Raw genomic sequence first — 15,859 nt, 5'->3', positions numbered from 1 at the left:
GTCCGCAAATACTAAAAAACACAGCAAGTGGCTTCCATGATTTCCCAAGACCCTCCATAATAAAGTACATTGGCCCCCCTTGAATATCGCCATTGCTATCCTTTCCTCTATACATTACGGCCAGCGTACAGGTAAAGAATTTTGTAGACATCCCAATAATGGCGCTCATCCACATCCAAAACATAGCTCCAGGTCCGCCAATATGAATGGCTACAGCTACACCAGCAATATTGCCCATACCAACGGTTGAGGCCAGTGCGGTGGATAAAGCTTGAAAATGTGTGATTTCTCCAGGAGCATTAGGATTATCATACTTACCTCTCAAAGCATTTAAGGCATGGGAAAGATACCGAAAGGGCAAAAAATGTGAACGAATTATAAGGTATAAACCACCTCCAATTAATAATACTATTAAAGGTAATCCCCATGCATAATCAGCATAAGATTGAAAGATTGAATCTAGAGTTTCCATTTTAAAATTTTGGTTAGCGATTTTAAAGATATAGTTTTCGATTTAAAAACCTCAAGAATGTCTGATAAAAAATCACGAATCATCTTAAAAGTCATTATTTTTGAATTTTAACATTACCTTTACATTTTCTAGCAGAAACTTGATTGAAAGCAACCCGAATTTATTTTATTGATGCGGTCAGGGCATTTGCCATTTTAATGATGCTACAAGGGCATTTTGTGGATACGCTCCTAAATCCCATCTACAGAGATGATTCCTATGTGGCGTACACCGTTTGGTCCTATTTTAGAGGAATAACCGCACCTACTTTTTTTACGATTTCGGGATTAGTCTTCCTCTATTTATTGTTAAAGGCGCATGCCAAAGGAAGTGACAAACAGCGTATTTATAAAGGTGCCACGCGCGGGTTGATGCTTATTGCGATTGGTTATGCACTTCGAATCCCTTTTTTTTCATGGTTGAAAGGAAATTTTGACACCTATTTTTTAGTCATTGACGTATTGCAATGCATAGGCCTTTCATTGTTGCTATTGATTGGGCTGTATTTGATTTGCAGAAGAAACAGTAGTGTTTTAGCAATTGTTTTACTGAGTATTGGGTGTGTTATTTTTCTTACAGAACCTTTATATCGCAATCTAAAACTAGATCATGTACCCCTAGTTTTTGCCAATTATTTAAGTAAGTCAAATGGTTCGGTTTTTACAATGTTGCCTTGGTTTGGCTATGTAGCTTTTGGAGGATTTATGGCGACTTTATTTTTTAAATACTCACATAAAAAATACTTTAAACAAATTACCGTCTCTATATTTTTTGGATTGGGTATTGTCTTGCTTTTATACTCAACTGCTATTTTACAAGCTCTATACGATATTACTGAAATTGAACTTTTTCAGCGATCGGCAAATTATAATTATCTCTTTTTAAGATTAGGAAATGTGCTCTTGTACTTTACGTTTTTCTATGCGCTCGAACGTTTTATGAAACAATCCATAGTCACCAAAATTGGTGAAAAAACCTTGAACATCTATATTGTCCATTTTATCATTATCTACGGAAGTTTCACCGGTATTGGGCTAAAACACTTCTATTACAAATCCCTAGATCCTTGGGAAGCTTTTTTTGGTGCCATTGCATTTATGATCGTGGTTTGCATCATTGTTTTCCATGTCGGAAAAACCAATGATTTTATTTACTCCAATCTTGGCAAAGCATTCCAATTGATAAAACGGAAAGTTTTAACAAATAAAAAACCTGATAATTAATAACCTTCTGATAGAAAACGTTCTACGTTAATTTTGATACGTTCCTGAATTTGATCGACATCGGCTTTAACAAATGGTTCGCCCATAATATTTTCATAAAGTTCAATATATCTTTCAGAAACGGTTTCAATATAAGCATCACTCATTTCCGGAACGACTTGCCCTTCCAAACCTTGAAAGTTATTTTGAATAAGCCATTGCCTCACAAACTCTTTTGATAATTGTTTTTGCGGCTCGCCTTTATCTTGGCGTTCTTGGTAACCATCTGCATAAAAATAACGTGACGAATCTGGTGTGTGGATCTCATCAATCAATACAATTTTACCATCTTTTGTTTTTCCAAACTCATATTTGGTATCCACCAAAATCAATCCTCTACTGGCTGCTATTTCAGACCCTCTTTGAAATAATTTTCGCGTATAATCTTCCAATACCACATAATCTGCTTCGCTGACAATACCGCGTTTAAGAATGTCTTCTCTGGAAATATCTTCGTCATGATCGCCCATTTCGGCCTTAGTGGCAGGTGTAATAATAGGTTCCGGAAACTTATCATTTTCTTTCATACCTTCAGGAAGTGCCACGCCACAAAGTACACGTTTTCCAGCTTTATATTCGCGCGCTGCATGGCCGGACATATAACCTCTAATAACCATTTCTACTTTATACGGGTCACATAAATGTCCTACCGCTACGTTTGGATCTGGAGTAGCAATCAACCAGTTGGGCACCAAATCTTCTGTTTGTGCCATGAACTTGGTAGCAATCTGATTCAGGATCTGCCCTTTATAGGGAATTCCTTTAGGCATCACCACATCAAAAGCGCTTAAACGATCGGTGGCAATCATGACCAAAAGATGATCATTAATATTATAAACCTCTCTGACTTTACCTTTATAAAGGCTTTTTTGTCCTGGGAAATTAAAATTGGTATCTGTGATCGTATTCATTTTTGTAGAAATATTAGAAATTTTAAGCCTTGCAAAAATAGGGCTATTGGGGTTTAGTTCATAAAAAAAAGAGCAGTAAAAACTGCTCTCCATATTTTTTTTAAAACAATCGCTTAAAATCTCAAGTTATATGTGGCACCGATACCCAGTACTCGGATGTCCACATCATTTTCGGCAAATGTATTTTGATAGTAGGCATAAAAATTCCAATCGCGATTATGATAGCCTATTTGCGGGTTCACATAAAGACCACCATCATTATTGTCAATATTGGTCAAGAATCCATAACCTAAGTCCACACCAAGAAATAGGCCTTTTGGTTTGAAATAATATCTGGCAAAACCAGCTGCTGGAACAATTCCGAAATCGTCAAAACCATCTTTGCCAAAAAAATGGTTGTAACCTGTGGTCAATCCAATCCCAAAATGGGGGGTTACCAAATATTGGCCCTTCAAATCCAGTCCTAGAGCAAAAGAAGACACATCGTCAACATCTCCCATCGGAACGCCGGCGTTCAAACCCACTTTAAACCAAGAGTTTTTTGAATTTACATTTTTAATGTCCTGCGCAAATGTTGTCCCAGCGATAAGTAATGCAAATAATAAAATAGTCTTTTTCATTTTAAATATTTTTTAAATTAATGATCATTAAAGTCAAAATCTATACCATTATCGACTTACAAATGCTCAAAACACTTTAAAACATTCAATAGATTGATCCTTAAATTGTTATTTTTTATGACATATTTACATGGGTGTCAGGTCTAACGTTCCAGGACTTTGTGAGGGCATGGGTTTTTAATAAAAATGCTTCAACCGAAGCGATTTCATCTTACTATCGTATCAAATGCTTATTATATACGACTTTTTTAATTAAGTTTTTTGCCCTTAAAATTCTCTTTAAACATTTCATCAACAATAAAATTATATTGATTGATGATACGAAGTCCTGTCTTTCAAATCAGATGATTAAACAAATTCCTTGTGCAAACTAAACTTCCTTGTTTTTCACTACTTTCCACCCTCTATCTTCTACGCTCTATTCATTCCCGTCAATTCCTTTATAGGCTTCAATGATTTTTCGGACCAGTTTATGTCTAATAACGTCAGTTTCGTCTAAAAACACCATACCAATGCCTTCAACATTTTTCAATATCAAAAGTGCTTCTTTTAATCCTGAAGTGGTACGCCTTGGCAAGTCAATTTGCCCCGGATCGCCGGTCAATAAAAACTTGGCATTTTTACCCATTCTGGTGAGGAACATTTTCATTTGGTTGTGCGTTGTGTTTTGGCCTTCGTCCAAAATGACAAATGCATTATCCAAGGTGCGTCCGCGCATAAATGCCAAAGGCGCAATTTGGATGGTTCCGTTTTCAATAAATTGCGCTAACTTTTCGGGCGGAATCATATCTCTTAAGGCATCATAAAGCGGCTGCATATAAGGATCGAGTTTTTCCTTTAAATCACCTGGAAGGAATCCTAGGTTTTCACCTGCTTCAACGGCTGGGCGAGTTAGGATAATCCGTTTCACTTCTTTATTCTTTAATGCTTTTACGGCCAAGGCAACTCCTGTATAAGTTTTTCCGGTTCCTGCAGGACCAATGGCAAAGACCATGTCATTCTGCCGCATACTCTCTACCAATTTACGCTGATTGACCGTTTGTGCTTTAATGATTTTTCCGCCAACACCATGTACAATGACTTCATGGCTTTTTTCGGAAGTTGTATAGTCATCACTATGTGTACTGGTCAAAACGGTTTCTATGGCATTTTCATCAAGCTTATTGTATTTATTGAAATGCGCTGTCAACATCGCTATGCGTTTATCAAATTCATCCAACAAATCCACATCGCCATAAGCTTTAATTTTATTACCTCTTGCTACGATTTTAAGTTTAGGGAAATACTTTTTAAGAAGTTCAATATTAACATTTTGGGCTCCAAAAAATTCTTTTGGTGCAATTTCTTCCAATTCGATTATAAGTTCATTCAAAAGCTACAGGATTTAATATATTAATCTCTTAAGTTTTATTAGTTTTGTGCAAATTAAAAAAGTCTCATTTTTTAGATGCTGCCTTACAAATCTAACTGAAATATTCTACAAAAAGTTTCATCAAAACAGATAAAGTATAAATATTTTCTCAAAGGCATTGTAAAGTACTCGCATCAAAGGAGCCAACAAAAAATAGAATTCATAAAACCATATGGCAATCATAACATTAACCACTGATTTTGGAGAGAAAGACCATTTTGTTGGTGCCATAAAAGGTGCCATCTACAGTGAACTGGAAGATGTGAAGATTGTTGACATCTCTCATTTTGTTTCGCCATTTAACGTTTTGGAAGCGGCGTACATAATCCAAAATGCTTATAGCAGTTTTCCTAAAGGATCCATCCATGTCATCGGGATTGATTCAGAATTAAACCCAGAAAACAAACATATTGCGGTAAAACTGGACGACCATTATTTTATTTGTGCCAATAATGGGATTATGAGTATGATTTGCAACGAAATTGCACCCGAAAAAATTGTTGAAATAAACATTCACGATAAAATACAAAGCAACTTTCCGGTGCTCGATGTTTTTGTTAAAGTAGCATGCCATATTGCACGTGGCGGTACACTTGGAGTTATCGGAAAATCCATTTCGGATATAAAACCCATCAAAAATTTAAATCCTTTTGTGAATGACGACCAAACGCAAATTATTGGCAATGTCATTTATATTGATAATTACGGAAATGTGGTGACCAATATCAAACGAAAGTTTTTTGAGCAAATACAGAAAGGACGTGCATTTGAAGTATCCGCCAGGAATTATAAATTTAAGGAGATTTACGAAAGGTATAGCGATATTGTTAATTTTGATATTCCCGAAGAATTGCGACAAGATGAAGGCCGTGGCTTAGTGGTTTTTAATTCGTCCAATTATTTGGAAATTGCCATTTATAAAAGTGATCTTGCATCGGTAGGAAGTGCCTCCAAATTAATGGGACTGAACACGCGAGACACCGTGACGGTGAATTTTTTGAAATAAAGCAAATGACGGATGGCTGAAGACGGATGACCGATGACGGTTGAAGATTAGGAATTAGGGATTAGGGATTGGGGATTAGAGAATAACGATTGATGAAAAATCACACAACTGAAACTTTAAACTTTAAACCTGAAACACCGATGACAGGTGAAGATTAACGATTGGGGATTAAAACGACAAATCACAAACAAACCGACAACTAAAACAAATAACCATGTTCGTAAGAATTGTAAAAATGAGTTTTGAACCTTCTAAAGTTGAAGAATTTTTAACTTATTTTGATGGCAAGAAACATTTGATCCGTAATTTTCCTGGTTGTGAATTTTTAGAACTTTATAGGGACAAACAAAAAACCAACCTGTTTTTCACCTATAGTTATTGGAAAAACGAATCGGATTTGGAAAACTACCGTAATTCAGATCTTTTCAAAAGCGTATGGGCAAAGACAAAACAAGGCTTTAATGCCAAACCCGAAGCTTGGAGTGTGGACAAATTGACAACACTTAACTAAAACTAAAGAACTTAAATTTATGTTTGCGATTCTTAAAAAAGAAATCAATACTTTTTTTGCCTCACCTATTGGCTATTTGGTCATAGCGTTATTTTTAATCCTTAACGGTCTTTTTGTTTGGCTGTTTAATGGTGATTTTAATATTTTGGAAAGTGGTTTTGCCGATATGACACCCTTTTTCCTTTTAGCACCATGGATTTTTATTTTTCTGGTACCGGCAGTAACGATGCGAAGTTTTGCCGATGAAAAAAAGCAAGGCACCTTGGAACTTTTAGTCACCAAACCCATTTCGTATTTACAAATTGTGTTGGGCAAATATTTTGGAGCCCTCCTATTGATTGTCCTTGCGTTATTGCCAACCCTAATTTATATTTCTGCTATTGACAGCTTAAAACTCAATGGCAATATTTTAGATTACGGAAGCATTATTGGCTCCTATCTTGGACTGTTATTTTTGGCTGCAGCGTATGCCGCCATAGGTCTTTTTGCTTCTACCCTTTCTGACAATCAGATTGTTGCTTTTTTAATTGCCGTTTTTTTGTGCTTTTTCTTTTATTTTGGATTTGAAGGACTTTCCAATATAAGTGCTTTGCCCATCGAGCAATTTGGTATGGAAGCCCATTACAACAGTATTAGCAGGGGCGTTTTGGATACGCGTGATTTACTTTATTTTGTAAGTATTTCAGTTCTTTTTATTGCCTTAACACAATTCAATATTCAAAAAAAGTAATATATGATCATCACTCCTATTTTTGTTATTTTTCTCATTATCGTCTTCGTACTGGTGTTTTTATTTGTAAATACCATTGACGACCGCAAGTGGATCACCATTCCGTTGAGTCTTATTTTGACACCGTTTATATATTTCTATGCGTTTTATCCGCTCATCAATATTTTTAGCAATTACCACCATCAAAAGTATTTCAACTCAAAAACCTGGCATAAACAACCTAGTTTTAGATATGAAATGTATGATAACATTCAAGAAACAGATACTTTGATAGGTTTGTCAAAATCGACAATAATTGAACTTTTAGGAACTTATGAATGGTTAACTTGGGATGACGCCAAAGATGATTATGACCAAAACAGCTGGAATTATGGCATTGGTATCCATCCGGGTGCTTTTAATACCAAATCGGAAGCTATGCAAATCATTTTTGAAAATGATAAAGTCAGTAAAGTCAATACCTTTCAATTAGAGCTCTATTCCAATGATAAAAAATAAATCAAACGCTATTAAGATTGCATTTCTGCTGATTGGACTTATGGCCTTAAATTGGATAGGCACTAAGATTTACAAACGCTATGACCTTACACAAGATCAGCGCTATACCTTATCACAGTCAGCTTTAAATATCGTTAAGGATGTCAAATCACCTTTAATTGTGGATGTGTTTTTAGAAGGAAATTTCCCTTCGGAATTTAAACGGCTAAGAAACGAAACCCAACAGTTATTAGAAGAATTTGCCTTAGATAATCCTCAGATCAAGTTCAATTTCATCGATCCGTTGGAAGATGAAAAATCACGCGATCATAATATTGAACAACTCATTCAACGCGGATTAGATCCATTACAACTCAGTGTTAACAACAGCGGAAAAGCTTCTCAAGAGTTAATTTTCCCTTGGGCATTGGCCAGTTATAATGACGAAACCGTTAAAATTCCGTTGATTAAAAATAGAATTGGAAGTACACAGCAAGAACTGGTGAGCAATTCCATTCAGCATCTGGAATATGCGTTTGCCGAAGGTTTTCAGAAATTAGTGGCTCAAAAAAGTAAAAAAATAGCCATTTTGAAAGGCAATGGTCAACTTGAAGATATTTATTTGGCAGATTTTCTACAAACGGTCAAAGAACTTTACTTTATCGCACCTTTTACCTTGGATAGCGTTGCTACAAATCCTGAAAGCACCCTAAAAAAACTCAATGAGTTTGATCTTATTATTTCGGCAAAACCAACAGAAGCATTCTCTGAAAACGAAAAACTTGTATTGGACCAATTTACCATGAACGGTGGAAAAAGCTTATGGCTTACCGAAAGTGTGCTCATGGACAAAGACAGTCTTTATAACGATGAAGGTCGTGGCATTGCGCTGATGAACGATCTTAATCTGAATGATTTTTTCTTTAAATATGGCGTTCGTATCAATCCGTTAATCGTGAATGATATGTACTCGGCGCCCATAACCATTGCTATGGGCGAAGGCAGTAATTCACAGTTTCAACCATTACGTTGGCCATATTCGCCATTGGCAGCAGGAAATCCTGAACATCCGATTACAAGCAATTTGAATTTGGTAAAATTCGATTTTGCCAACCCTATGGATACTTTAAAAAACGATGTTCAAAAAACGATTTTATTACAAAGTTCAAATCTCACCAAACTTCAAGGTGTACCTGTAGAAATTTCGTTGGAAGTTGTTACCGAAGAGCCTGATCCTTCAACTTATACAAAAGGTCCACAAAATTTAGGCGTATTATTGGAAGGCCAGTTTACATCGGTTTATAAAGATCGGATCAAACCTTTTAAAATCGATGGCAATAAAGACAGCAGCACCAAAACCAAAATGATCATCATTTCGGATGGCGATATTATCAAAAACGACGTTGTTAGAAATCAACCACAAGAATTAGGTTTTGACCGTTGGACCGGCCAGAGTTTTGGAAATAAAGAGTTTTTGTTAAATGCCGTCAATTATTTATTAAACGACGACGGCTTATTGGACATTCGCACCAAAAATATCAGTATTGCATTTTTGGATGAACAAAAAATAAACGACAACAAAGCCCAATGGCAACTGTTAACCATTGCTTTGCCACTTGCGTTTTTAGCTGTTTTTGGTGTAATATTCAATTATATAAGACGTAAAAAATATGCCTAAATAATTGAGTATCTTTAGAGGCTTATAATAGTCATTTTTGAAGTTATTGTTTTTTAAAATCCGTTTTCTAAGTTTAAAAGCCTTAAAAAATAGACATTATTTTATACGCAATTACAAGCCATTGCCACAAACAGAAGGTCTTAAAACACATACAGAAGCACGAAGACTGTTGATAAAATTGTATAACTAAGATTCAGTAGTATCAGTTTAATCAAATATATTTGCTCTGCTTAATAATATAACATACAAAATAAACAATCACATGAAGTTTATCGTATCAAGTACCTATTTGCTCAAACAACTACAAGTATTGGGCGGTGTGATCAATAGTTCGAACACCTTGCCTATTCTGGATAACTTTTTGTTCGAATTGAATGATTCGCAACTTACCGTTTCTGCAAGCGACCTCGAAACCACAATGTCATCAATTATAGATGTAGAAAGTACAAGTACAGGAAGCATTGCTTTGCCTGCGCGATTACTTTTGGATACCCTTAAAACATTTCCTGAACAACCTTTAACTTTTGTGGTTGAAGACAATAATACGGTCGAGATCAGTTCGAGCCACGGTAAATATGCATTAGCTTATGTAGATGGCAATGAATTCCCAAAAGCATTGGCACTTGATAATCCTAGTACAACATCGGTAATGGGAGATATTTTGGCAACGGCCATTAGCAAGACCATTTTTGCAGCAGGAAATGACGATTTGCGGCCAGTAATGAGTGGCGTATTTTTTCAGTTTTCGACCGAAGGCTTAACATTTGTAGCTACCGATGCGCATAAATTGGTTAAATATATGCGTGAGGATGTCACTGCCGATCAAGTCGCCGAATTTATTATGCCTAAAAAACCTTTGAACCTTTTAAAAGGAATTCTAGCTGGATACGAGGACATGGTTACCATTGAGTATAATGATTCTAACGCTAAGTTCACCTTCGACAACTCCGTACTTTTATGCCGATTGATTGATGGCAAATACCCTAATTACGAAGCGGTAATCCCTAAAGAAAACCCGAATAAACTGACTATCAATAGAACACAATTTTTAAACTCCGTAAGACGTGTCAGTATTTTCTCAAATAAAACCACACATCAAATACGTTTAAAAATTGCTGGTGCCGAATTGAATATTTCTGCAGAAGATATTGATTACAGCAACAAGGCCGAAGAACGCCTAACTTGTGATTACCAAGGTGATGACATGCAAATAGGATTTAACTCGCGTTTCTTGACAGAAATGTTGAACAATCTTGGTGCAGACGAAGTACAATTGGAAATGAGTTTACCAAACCGCGCCGGAATTTTGACACCTATTGACGGACTGGATGAAGGCGAACATGTCACCATGTTGGTCATGCCGGTTATGCTCAATAGTTAACAAAATTCCTGGTAATCCCGACAGTTATCGGGAAGAAATCCAACAAAGAATAAAACAATATTTTTATCATAAACGCCTATTTTATCAAGTAGGCGTTTTGCTTAGTTTTTTCATGTAGATTCCCGGCGATAGCTATCGGGATTAGCGGAAATGCTAACCACCTAAAACAAATAATTCAACACAATTCCGCCATAATAATTCCGGGGATTTCCTGGATAATAATACCTTGGTTCCACATTATTAAATCCTGTGGCATTAATCAAAATGGAAGAGGCATAATGCGTATCAAAAACATTATTGATTCCGAAATTGAATTTGATATTCAATATTTTAAAAAGTTGCGTGGAATAATCAAGTTTCAAATTCAATAAATTGTACGCATCACTGTACAAACTATTGGCATCATTCATTGGCATTTTACCAAAATACGACTGATTGGCAAAAAGAGAAAATTTATCCACAGTTAATGCAAAACCATAATTAAATACCATATCCGGAACTCCTGTAAGCTCATTTCCCGAATAATCTATGTCTTCATTCACAAAATCCCTAAACCGATGCCAATTAAAAGACGCATTCATAAACGGTGTTAGGTTAACATTAGAAGACAAAATAAATTTATAATCTGTAGAAAATTCCACACCTTTATGTAAAGTCCTACCAGCGTTTCTACCAATATATTGATCCTCTCCTACCCTTTGCGCCACCAACAAATCCTTGATATCCAAAATATAATATGATGTCAATAGATGACCACGTCTATTTAAGAAATACAACTCTGTTCCAATTTCATAATGAAATCCCTTTTCTGGGCTGATCTCAGGATTTACAACGCCTTCAGGAGTTAACGCTTCTTCCAAACTCGGGAAATTAAAGCCATAACTTGCATTGGCAAAAACTTGCAGATTGGGAAGGATTTGATAAGTCAAATTGAGATTTGGCGCGATAAGCGGATCAAAATTTAGTGATGCACTTGTATTTTGGGTTTCAGCATTAAACTCATCTTTAAAATGATAAGACGTATCATTAAAGTTTATTCCAAGTTGAAGATTCAACTTTTCTAATAAGGACAGTGTGATATCTGAAAAAAAATTGCTGTGGGTTCGCTTTTCACTGTTTTTACTCAATAACATACCTTCCAAAGATCCTTTTCCATTATTGGATTGGTATTTGTTTTCAATCGTTTTCCATTGGTACTCATCTTTAAAAAGTTCGGTACCAAAATTCCATTTGGCGTTTCGACCTAAAAAATTAAAGGTTTTGGTAAATACACTTCGTAAACCATATCCATTGGTAAATTCGTCCAAAATATTAAACGGCCGTGGTTCATAATGATCGGAATAGGAATAAAACACACTGGTATTATTTTCAAAATAATCGGAGAATTTATGTTTAACGTTAATACCCGCCAAAAGTTGTTTGTCTTTTTTATAACCTTTGGCCATTAACCAAGTGAATGCTGCTTTTTTTGGGTTTTCCAAAAAATCGGTTTTCCCGATTGAGCTTGGTAATTGCGCGAGGTAATTGGAATGGTTGAACAATAATGAAATACTCGTTTTTTCATCAAATTTATGAGTCGAATTGAGCACATAGGAATTAATTTGATAAGCACTATTCTCCCTAAAACCATCCATTTCCAAATGGCCATAATTAAAGTGAAGGCTAAATTTTTCGTCCGAAAACCCCACGGCAAACCGATTTTTAAACAATCCAAAGGAACCAATCGTACTGCTATTTTGAGTTGAAAACCCTTGGTTTTCAGGTTTTTTGGAAGTTAATAAGATGATACCTCCAAAGCTAGTGCCGTATAAAGAAGCTTTCGGGCCTTTGATAATTTCAATGGACTGCAAATCCTCAACATCATAAATATCCAAAACAGTTTCGCCAATGCCATTTGTAATAGGAATATCATTAAAATAAGCCTTTATTTTATTGGTTCCGTAAAGTGTGCGCGATCCCACGCCTCGTATCGTAATCCGATTGGTATTAATAGCACCACTTTGAATATTAACACCTGGGATTTTGTTCATCGCATCCACAAGAGTTACCGGTGTTTGCTGTTCTAAAGCTTTGGAAGTTACTTGACTTATGGGAAGAATTACCGTTTTTTTGACATCGGACGATGCTAATACCGTAATTTGATCCAATTCTTCAATATCTGATGATTTCCGAAGAAAAAACACCTGATTTATTTCATGAAACAGCTGATTTTTAGATTGATAATCGGCATGTTTAAAGGATAAATGAATTGGAAACTGTATTTTTTCGGAAAGCGAAAATTGCCCTTTGGCATTAGTTTTTGCTATAACTTCATTCTCAAATGTTATCAAAACTCCAGCAATAGGCGTACCATCAACAGATTGCACTAATCCAATATAGTCTTGCGCCCGAAGTTGATTAAAAAAAACGGTTATGAAAATCATAGCCATTTGCAAACTTAAAAATCTCATGATGTTTACAGAGTCAACAGGTCTAAATACGAAGTGGTTTGGTAGTTTCTCTTAAAACCAACTTGGTTTTTATGGTTTCAATAATTGCGGTTTCGGGCGATTTTTTATTCAATCTATCAATTAGCAATTTCACTGCAGTTTGTCCAATATCAAAAGTATGCTGTGATATGGTTGACAACTTAGGTTCGGTAAAAGGCAATACATTATCATCTGAAAAACCAATAATAGAAAGATCTTTTGGAACGTCATATCCTTTTTTCAGTGCTTTATGAAGTGCCACAACCCCCGAAATATTATCAATGGACAAAATTCCGTCCGTAGTACTGTTTGTAGTAAAAAGTTGGTCAATCACATCTTCTAAACAATCATCTTTAGTTACCGAAATTATAACCGGCTCAATTTTATAGTCCTTCGCTTCCGATAAGGCTTTTAGATAACCATTGACCCTCAGTTTCCCGACACTCAATTCGTGAATATTACTAATCAAAACAATCTGTTTTCGACCTTCTCCCAACAAATGCTTGGTAGCTTCATACGCCGCACCAAAATCGTCAATAATTACTTTGTCACAAGTAATATGATCGGCAACACGATCAAATAAAACAATGGGAATATTTTGTTTTAGCAAAACCTCAACATGCTCTGTGAGATCCTTTTTTTGGGTCTCTTCGGCAATCGACATGATAAAACCATCTACACTACCGTTAGACAATAAGCGAATACTGTTTTTTTCTTTGGAAAGCGATTCGTTAGAAACACAGGTAATTATATTGTAACCTTGTTTTGAAGCTTCCATTTCAATGGCATAAAGTGCCTTTGCAAAAAAATGATTCAGAATGTTCGGGATAATCACACCCAAAGTTTTGGTTTTGCTGCTTTTTAGGCTCAACGCCATCTTATTGGGTTGATAATTGAGATGTTTAGCCAATTCCTTTACCCTTTGGATTGTTTCTTTACTGATTTCGTCGCTATTGTGCAATGCTTTTGAAACCGTTGATACTGAAACATTTAATTGCTCAGCTAACTGCTTTAGTGTTACCATGTGTCATTAAATTTAAAAAAGAGTGCGAATGCTAAAAGTACGTTCTTTTTAAACAAAAAAAACAATATTTAAAGTTTATTGATAACGGTAAAAATCAAAAAACACAAACAGCAACCGCGTTTAAATTCACTTTACAATTCGCACCGTTTGTATTATCTCGTTGTTAAATATAGTTTGGTCAAAAAAATGAAAGACTCTATCTAATTGATCAAATGGAATGGACGATGATTCATGTTTTCCACCAACTACTTTTTGAAAATAATAAGGTATTTCGAATTCTGATAATTTGTCAACAATCACCGATGAACCATCCAATATCAAATAGCCTTTTTTTGCTGGTTTACACTGATGGTGTGCGGCACTGGCAAAAGGTACTAAATGATCGTCCGTACCATGAAAAAAAACTGAAGGTATGGCATTATCTACCGTAATATAATCAGCGTTGACCATGGCCCCAGCCAATGAAAATACTCCCGCAAATTTGATGTTTTCATAAATTTTCAAGTCTTCAACAAAATATTCCCGCATAAACACGGCGTTGAGCATGCCCTCTGCTCCTGCACTACTGCCACCAGCAATAATTTTATTAACATCTGCACCAAGCAACGCATGATTGTCGTAAATAAATTTTGCGGCATCCATAAAATCCATCGCAGCACTTTTAAATGTTGCCAATTTTTCTGCTTTTGGGCAATCGCATCCAAAGCCGGTTTTCTGGCCTTTACGGGTTAGTCGGTAAGACATAGAAATCCCTAAATAACCTTTTTCTGCAGCCAATTGCGCCAATTTCACTTCACTGGGATAGTCTCTGTTTCCAACAGCAAATCCGCCGCCATGCATATATAGCAATACAGGAAGTGAATCTTGTTTTTTCAACTTTTTTGGTGTATAAACATCAAGTTTAAGCGTGTCTTCTCCTTTAATCGCGTAGGTATAAGTGGCCACTTCAATCTGGGAAAATACCGTTGAAACATAAAATAAAAAACTGTAAAAAATTAATTTTCGCATGGATTCATAAATCTATTTTGCACGAAAATACTTGACTTATTTTTTTCTTGCTAATTTTTTTTAGCTTTTATATCTATTTACAATTATGCTGTTAAATTAAACCGTTATGTGTCATTATACGGTAATTTTTGACATACAAAAAACTCTTAACAATACGATATTCAGTATCTTTGAAAGGTTTTAATAACAAAAGACCAAATTCTAACTTGAAAAACTTAGGTCGTCTTTATTTCATTATTTTTGTTTTTTGCCATTGGGGTTTGATTTCCCAAGAACTTCTGACCAGTGATGAGGCCTATAACCGCTATCAACAACTGAGTGCCGAAATGGCAAAATCCTTTCCTGAAGATGCCATAAAAACCTACAGTCGCACTTCTTTTTCTGAGCAACAATTGGAAACCTATCTCTCACAACATTTCCAACGTTTGGACCTGTTGCCCATTATAAAAGACCGCCCCACCTTTATCATGGATGCCTACCTGCATTCGGGCAATTGGTTTCGTGCAATTGGTTTTATTGAACTTACCAAATTGGCTATGAATTGGCCAAAACTTATCCGGGATGGGAATTTCATAAAACATGGTGCTACACCACTTATAACACCGATCAATCTTATAAAAAATCTTATAAAATCCAACTTAAAAAAAATAATAGAACAAAATTTGTAATGATAGATGCCCCTAAATAGACATCCTAATCACTTTTTAAAATTCAAAATCCCCGATAATTTAAATCTATCGGGGATTTTTATAATCTTCTCAAAATCTGTAAATGATAAGCTCTGTTTAAATCTTAAAGAAACATTTACTTTACAGGTATTTCTTTTCTAAGTTGCCTTTGATATGCGCTTCAATTGTTTTA

Annotated in this window: 15 protein-coding genes; 8 read left to right on the top strand and 7 right to left on the bottom strand. The window is 35.5% G+C overall.

Going from position 1 to position 15,859, the window contains the following annotated elements; translation table 11 throughout:
* On the bottom strand, window positions 1–472 hold a 472-nt coding region (locus VNJ50_RS00940), incomplete at its 3' end, for an alanine:cation symporter family protein (protein ID WP_325578166.1).
* Window positions 473–615: 143 nt separating this feature from the next.
* On the opposite strand from VNJ50_RS00940, the gene VNJ50_RS00935 reads away from it, so the two are divergent.
* Window positions 616–1,734 (top strand): heparan-alpha-glucosaminide N-acetyltransferase domain-containing protein, encoded by a 1,119-nt coding sequence (locus VNJ50_RS00935; protein ID WP_325578164.1) that lies wholly within the window; start codon window positions 616–618, stop codon window positions 1,732–1,734.
* Here VNJ50_RS00935 and VNJ50_RS00930 read toward each other — a convergent pair.
* The 3 genes from VNJ50_RS00930 to VNJ50_RS00920 all read right to left on the bottom strand — a co-directional run bounded on the left by VNJ50_RS00930 (window position 1,731) and on the right by VNJ50_RS00920 (window position 4,676).
* Window positions 1,731–2,684 (bottom strand): phosphoribosylaminoimidazolesuccinocarboxamide synthase, encoded by a 954-nt coding sequence (locus tag VNJ50_RS00930; protein ID WP_325578162.1) that lies wholly within the window; start codon window positions 2,682–2,684, stop codon window positions 1,731–1,733. The two genes, VNJ50_RS00935 and VNJ50_RS00930, sit on opposite strands and share 4 nt — an antisense overlap.
* Before the next feature lie 113 nt (window positions 2,685–2,797).
* Window positions 2,798–3,304 carry a hypothetical protein gene (locus tag VNJ50_RS00925; protein ID WP_325578160.1) on the bottom strand — a complete coding sequence of 169 codons (507 nt, stop codon included), beginning with the start codon at window positions 3,302–3,304 and terminating at the stop codon, window positions 2,798–2,800.
* Between the two features lie 418 nt (window positions 3,305–3,722).
* Window positions 3,723–4,676 (bottom strand): PhoH family protein, encoded by a 954-nt coding sequence (locus VNJ50_RS00920; RefSeq protein ID WP_325578158.1) that lies wholly within the window; start codon window positions 4,674–4,676, stop codon window positions 3,723–3,725.
* 211 nt (window positions 4,677–4,887) lie between these two features.
* Here VNJ50_RS00920 and VNJ50_RS00915 point away from each other — a divergent pair, with 211 nt between their 5' ends.
* The 6 genes from VNJ50_RS00915 to dnaN all read left to right on the top strand — a co-directional run bounded on the left by VNJ50_RS00915 (window position 4,888) and on the right by dnaN (window position 10,498).
* Window positions 4,888–5,721 carry an SAM-dependent chlorinase/fluorinase gene (locus VNJ50_RS00915; RefSeq protein ID WP_325578155.1) on the top strand — a complete coding sequence of 278 codons (834 nt, stop codon included), beginning with the start codon at window positions 4,888–4,890 and terminating at the stop codon, window positions 5,719–5,721.
* 214 nt (window positions 5,722–5,935) lie between these two features.
* A complete protein-coding gene (locus VNJ50_RS00910) occupies window positions 5,936–6,232 on the top strand; it encodes an antibiotic biosynthesis monooxygenase family protein (RefSeq protein WP_325578153.1) in 297 nt (98 codons plus the stop codon).
* A gap of 19 nt (window positions 6,233–6,251) precedes the next feature.
* A complete protein-coding gene (gene gldF, locus VNJ50_RS00905) occupies window positions 6,252–6,962 on the top strand; it encodes a gliding motility-associated ABC transporter permease subunit GldF (RefSeq protein WP_325578151.1) in 711 nt (236 codons plus the stop codon).
* A gap of 3 nt (window positions 6,963–6,965) precedes the next feature.
* Entirely contained in the window at window positions 6,966–7,460 is a 495-nt protein-coding gene (locus VNJ50_RS00900; protein ID WP_325578149.1) for a hypothetical protein, read from the top strand.
* Window positions 7,447–9,117, top strand: a complete 1,671-nt coding sequence (gene gldG / locus VNJ50_RS00895; protein WP_325578147.1) for a gliding motility-associated ABC transporter substrate-binding protein GldG — start codon at window positions 7,447–7,449, stop codon at window positions 9,115–9,117. The genes VNJ50_RS00900 and gldG overlap by 14 nt, the downstream gene beginning before the upstream one ends.
* Window positions 9,118–9,379: 262 nt before the next feature.
* Window positions 9,380–10,498: a DNA polymerase III subunit beta gene (gene dnaN / locus VNJ50_RS00890; RefSeq protein ID WP_325578145.1), complete on the top strand. Its 1,119-nt coding sequence runs from the start codon at window positions 9,380–9,382 to the stop codon at window positions 10,496–10,498.
* Between the two features lie 161 nt (window positions 10,499–10,659).
* On the opposite strand, the gene VNJ50_RS00885 is transcribed toward dnaN, so the two are convergent.
* The 3 genes from VNJ50_RS00885 to VNJ50_RS00875 form a co-directional block, all read right to left on the bottom strand.
* Window positions 10,660–12,921 carry a TonB-dependent receptor gene (locus tag VNJ50_RS00885; protein ID WP_325578143.1) on the bottom strand — a complete coding sequence of 754 codons (2,262 nt, stop codon included), beginning with the start codon at window positions 12,919–12,921 and terminating at the stop codon, window positions 10,660–10,662.
* 49 nt (window positions 12,922–12,970) lie between these two features.
* The gene (locus tag VNJ50_RS00880; protein ID WP_325578141.1) at window positions 12,971–13,990 is read right to left on the bottom strand and encodes a LacI family DNA-binding transcriptional regulator; all 1,020 of its coding nucleotides are present in this window, start codon (window positions 13,988–13,990) and stop codon (window positions 12,971–12,973) included.
* 126 nt (window positions 13,991–14,116) lie between these two features.
* On the bottom strand, window positions 14,117–14,998 hold the full coding sequence (locus VNJ50_RS00875) for an alpha/beta hydrolase (RefSeq protein ID WP_325578139.1): 882 nt from the start codon (window positions 14,996–14,998) through the stop codon (window positions 14,117–14,119).
* A 206-nt stretch (window positions 14,999–15,204) separates the two neighbouring features.
* Between VNJ50_RS00875 and VNJ50_RS00870 the strand changes: the two genes are divergently transcribed.
* Window positions 15,205–15,666 carry a hypothetical protein gene (locus tag VNJ50_RS00870; protein WP_325578137.1) on the top strand — a complete coding sequence of 154 codons (462 nt, stop codon included), beginning with the start codon at window positions 15,205–15,207 and terminating at the stop codon, window positions 15,664–15,666.
* The last annotated feature ends 193 nt before the right edge of the window (window positions 15,667–15,859 follow it).

Origin of the sequence: Gelidibacter sp., from assembly GCF_035577925.1 — a bacterium.
Classification (GTDB): Bacteria; Bacteroidota; Bacteroidia; order Flavobacteriales; family Flavobacteriaceae; genus Gelidibacter.
The sequence above is the reverse complement of the archived record's forward strand: the minus strand, read 5'-3'. Positions and strand labels throughout refer to the sequence as shown.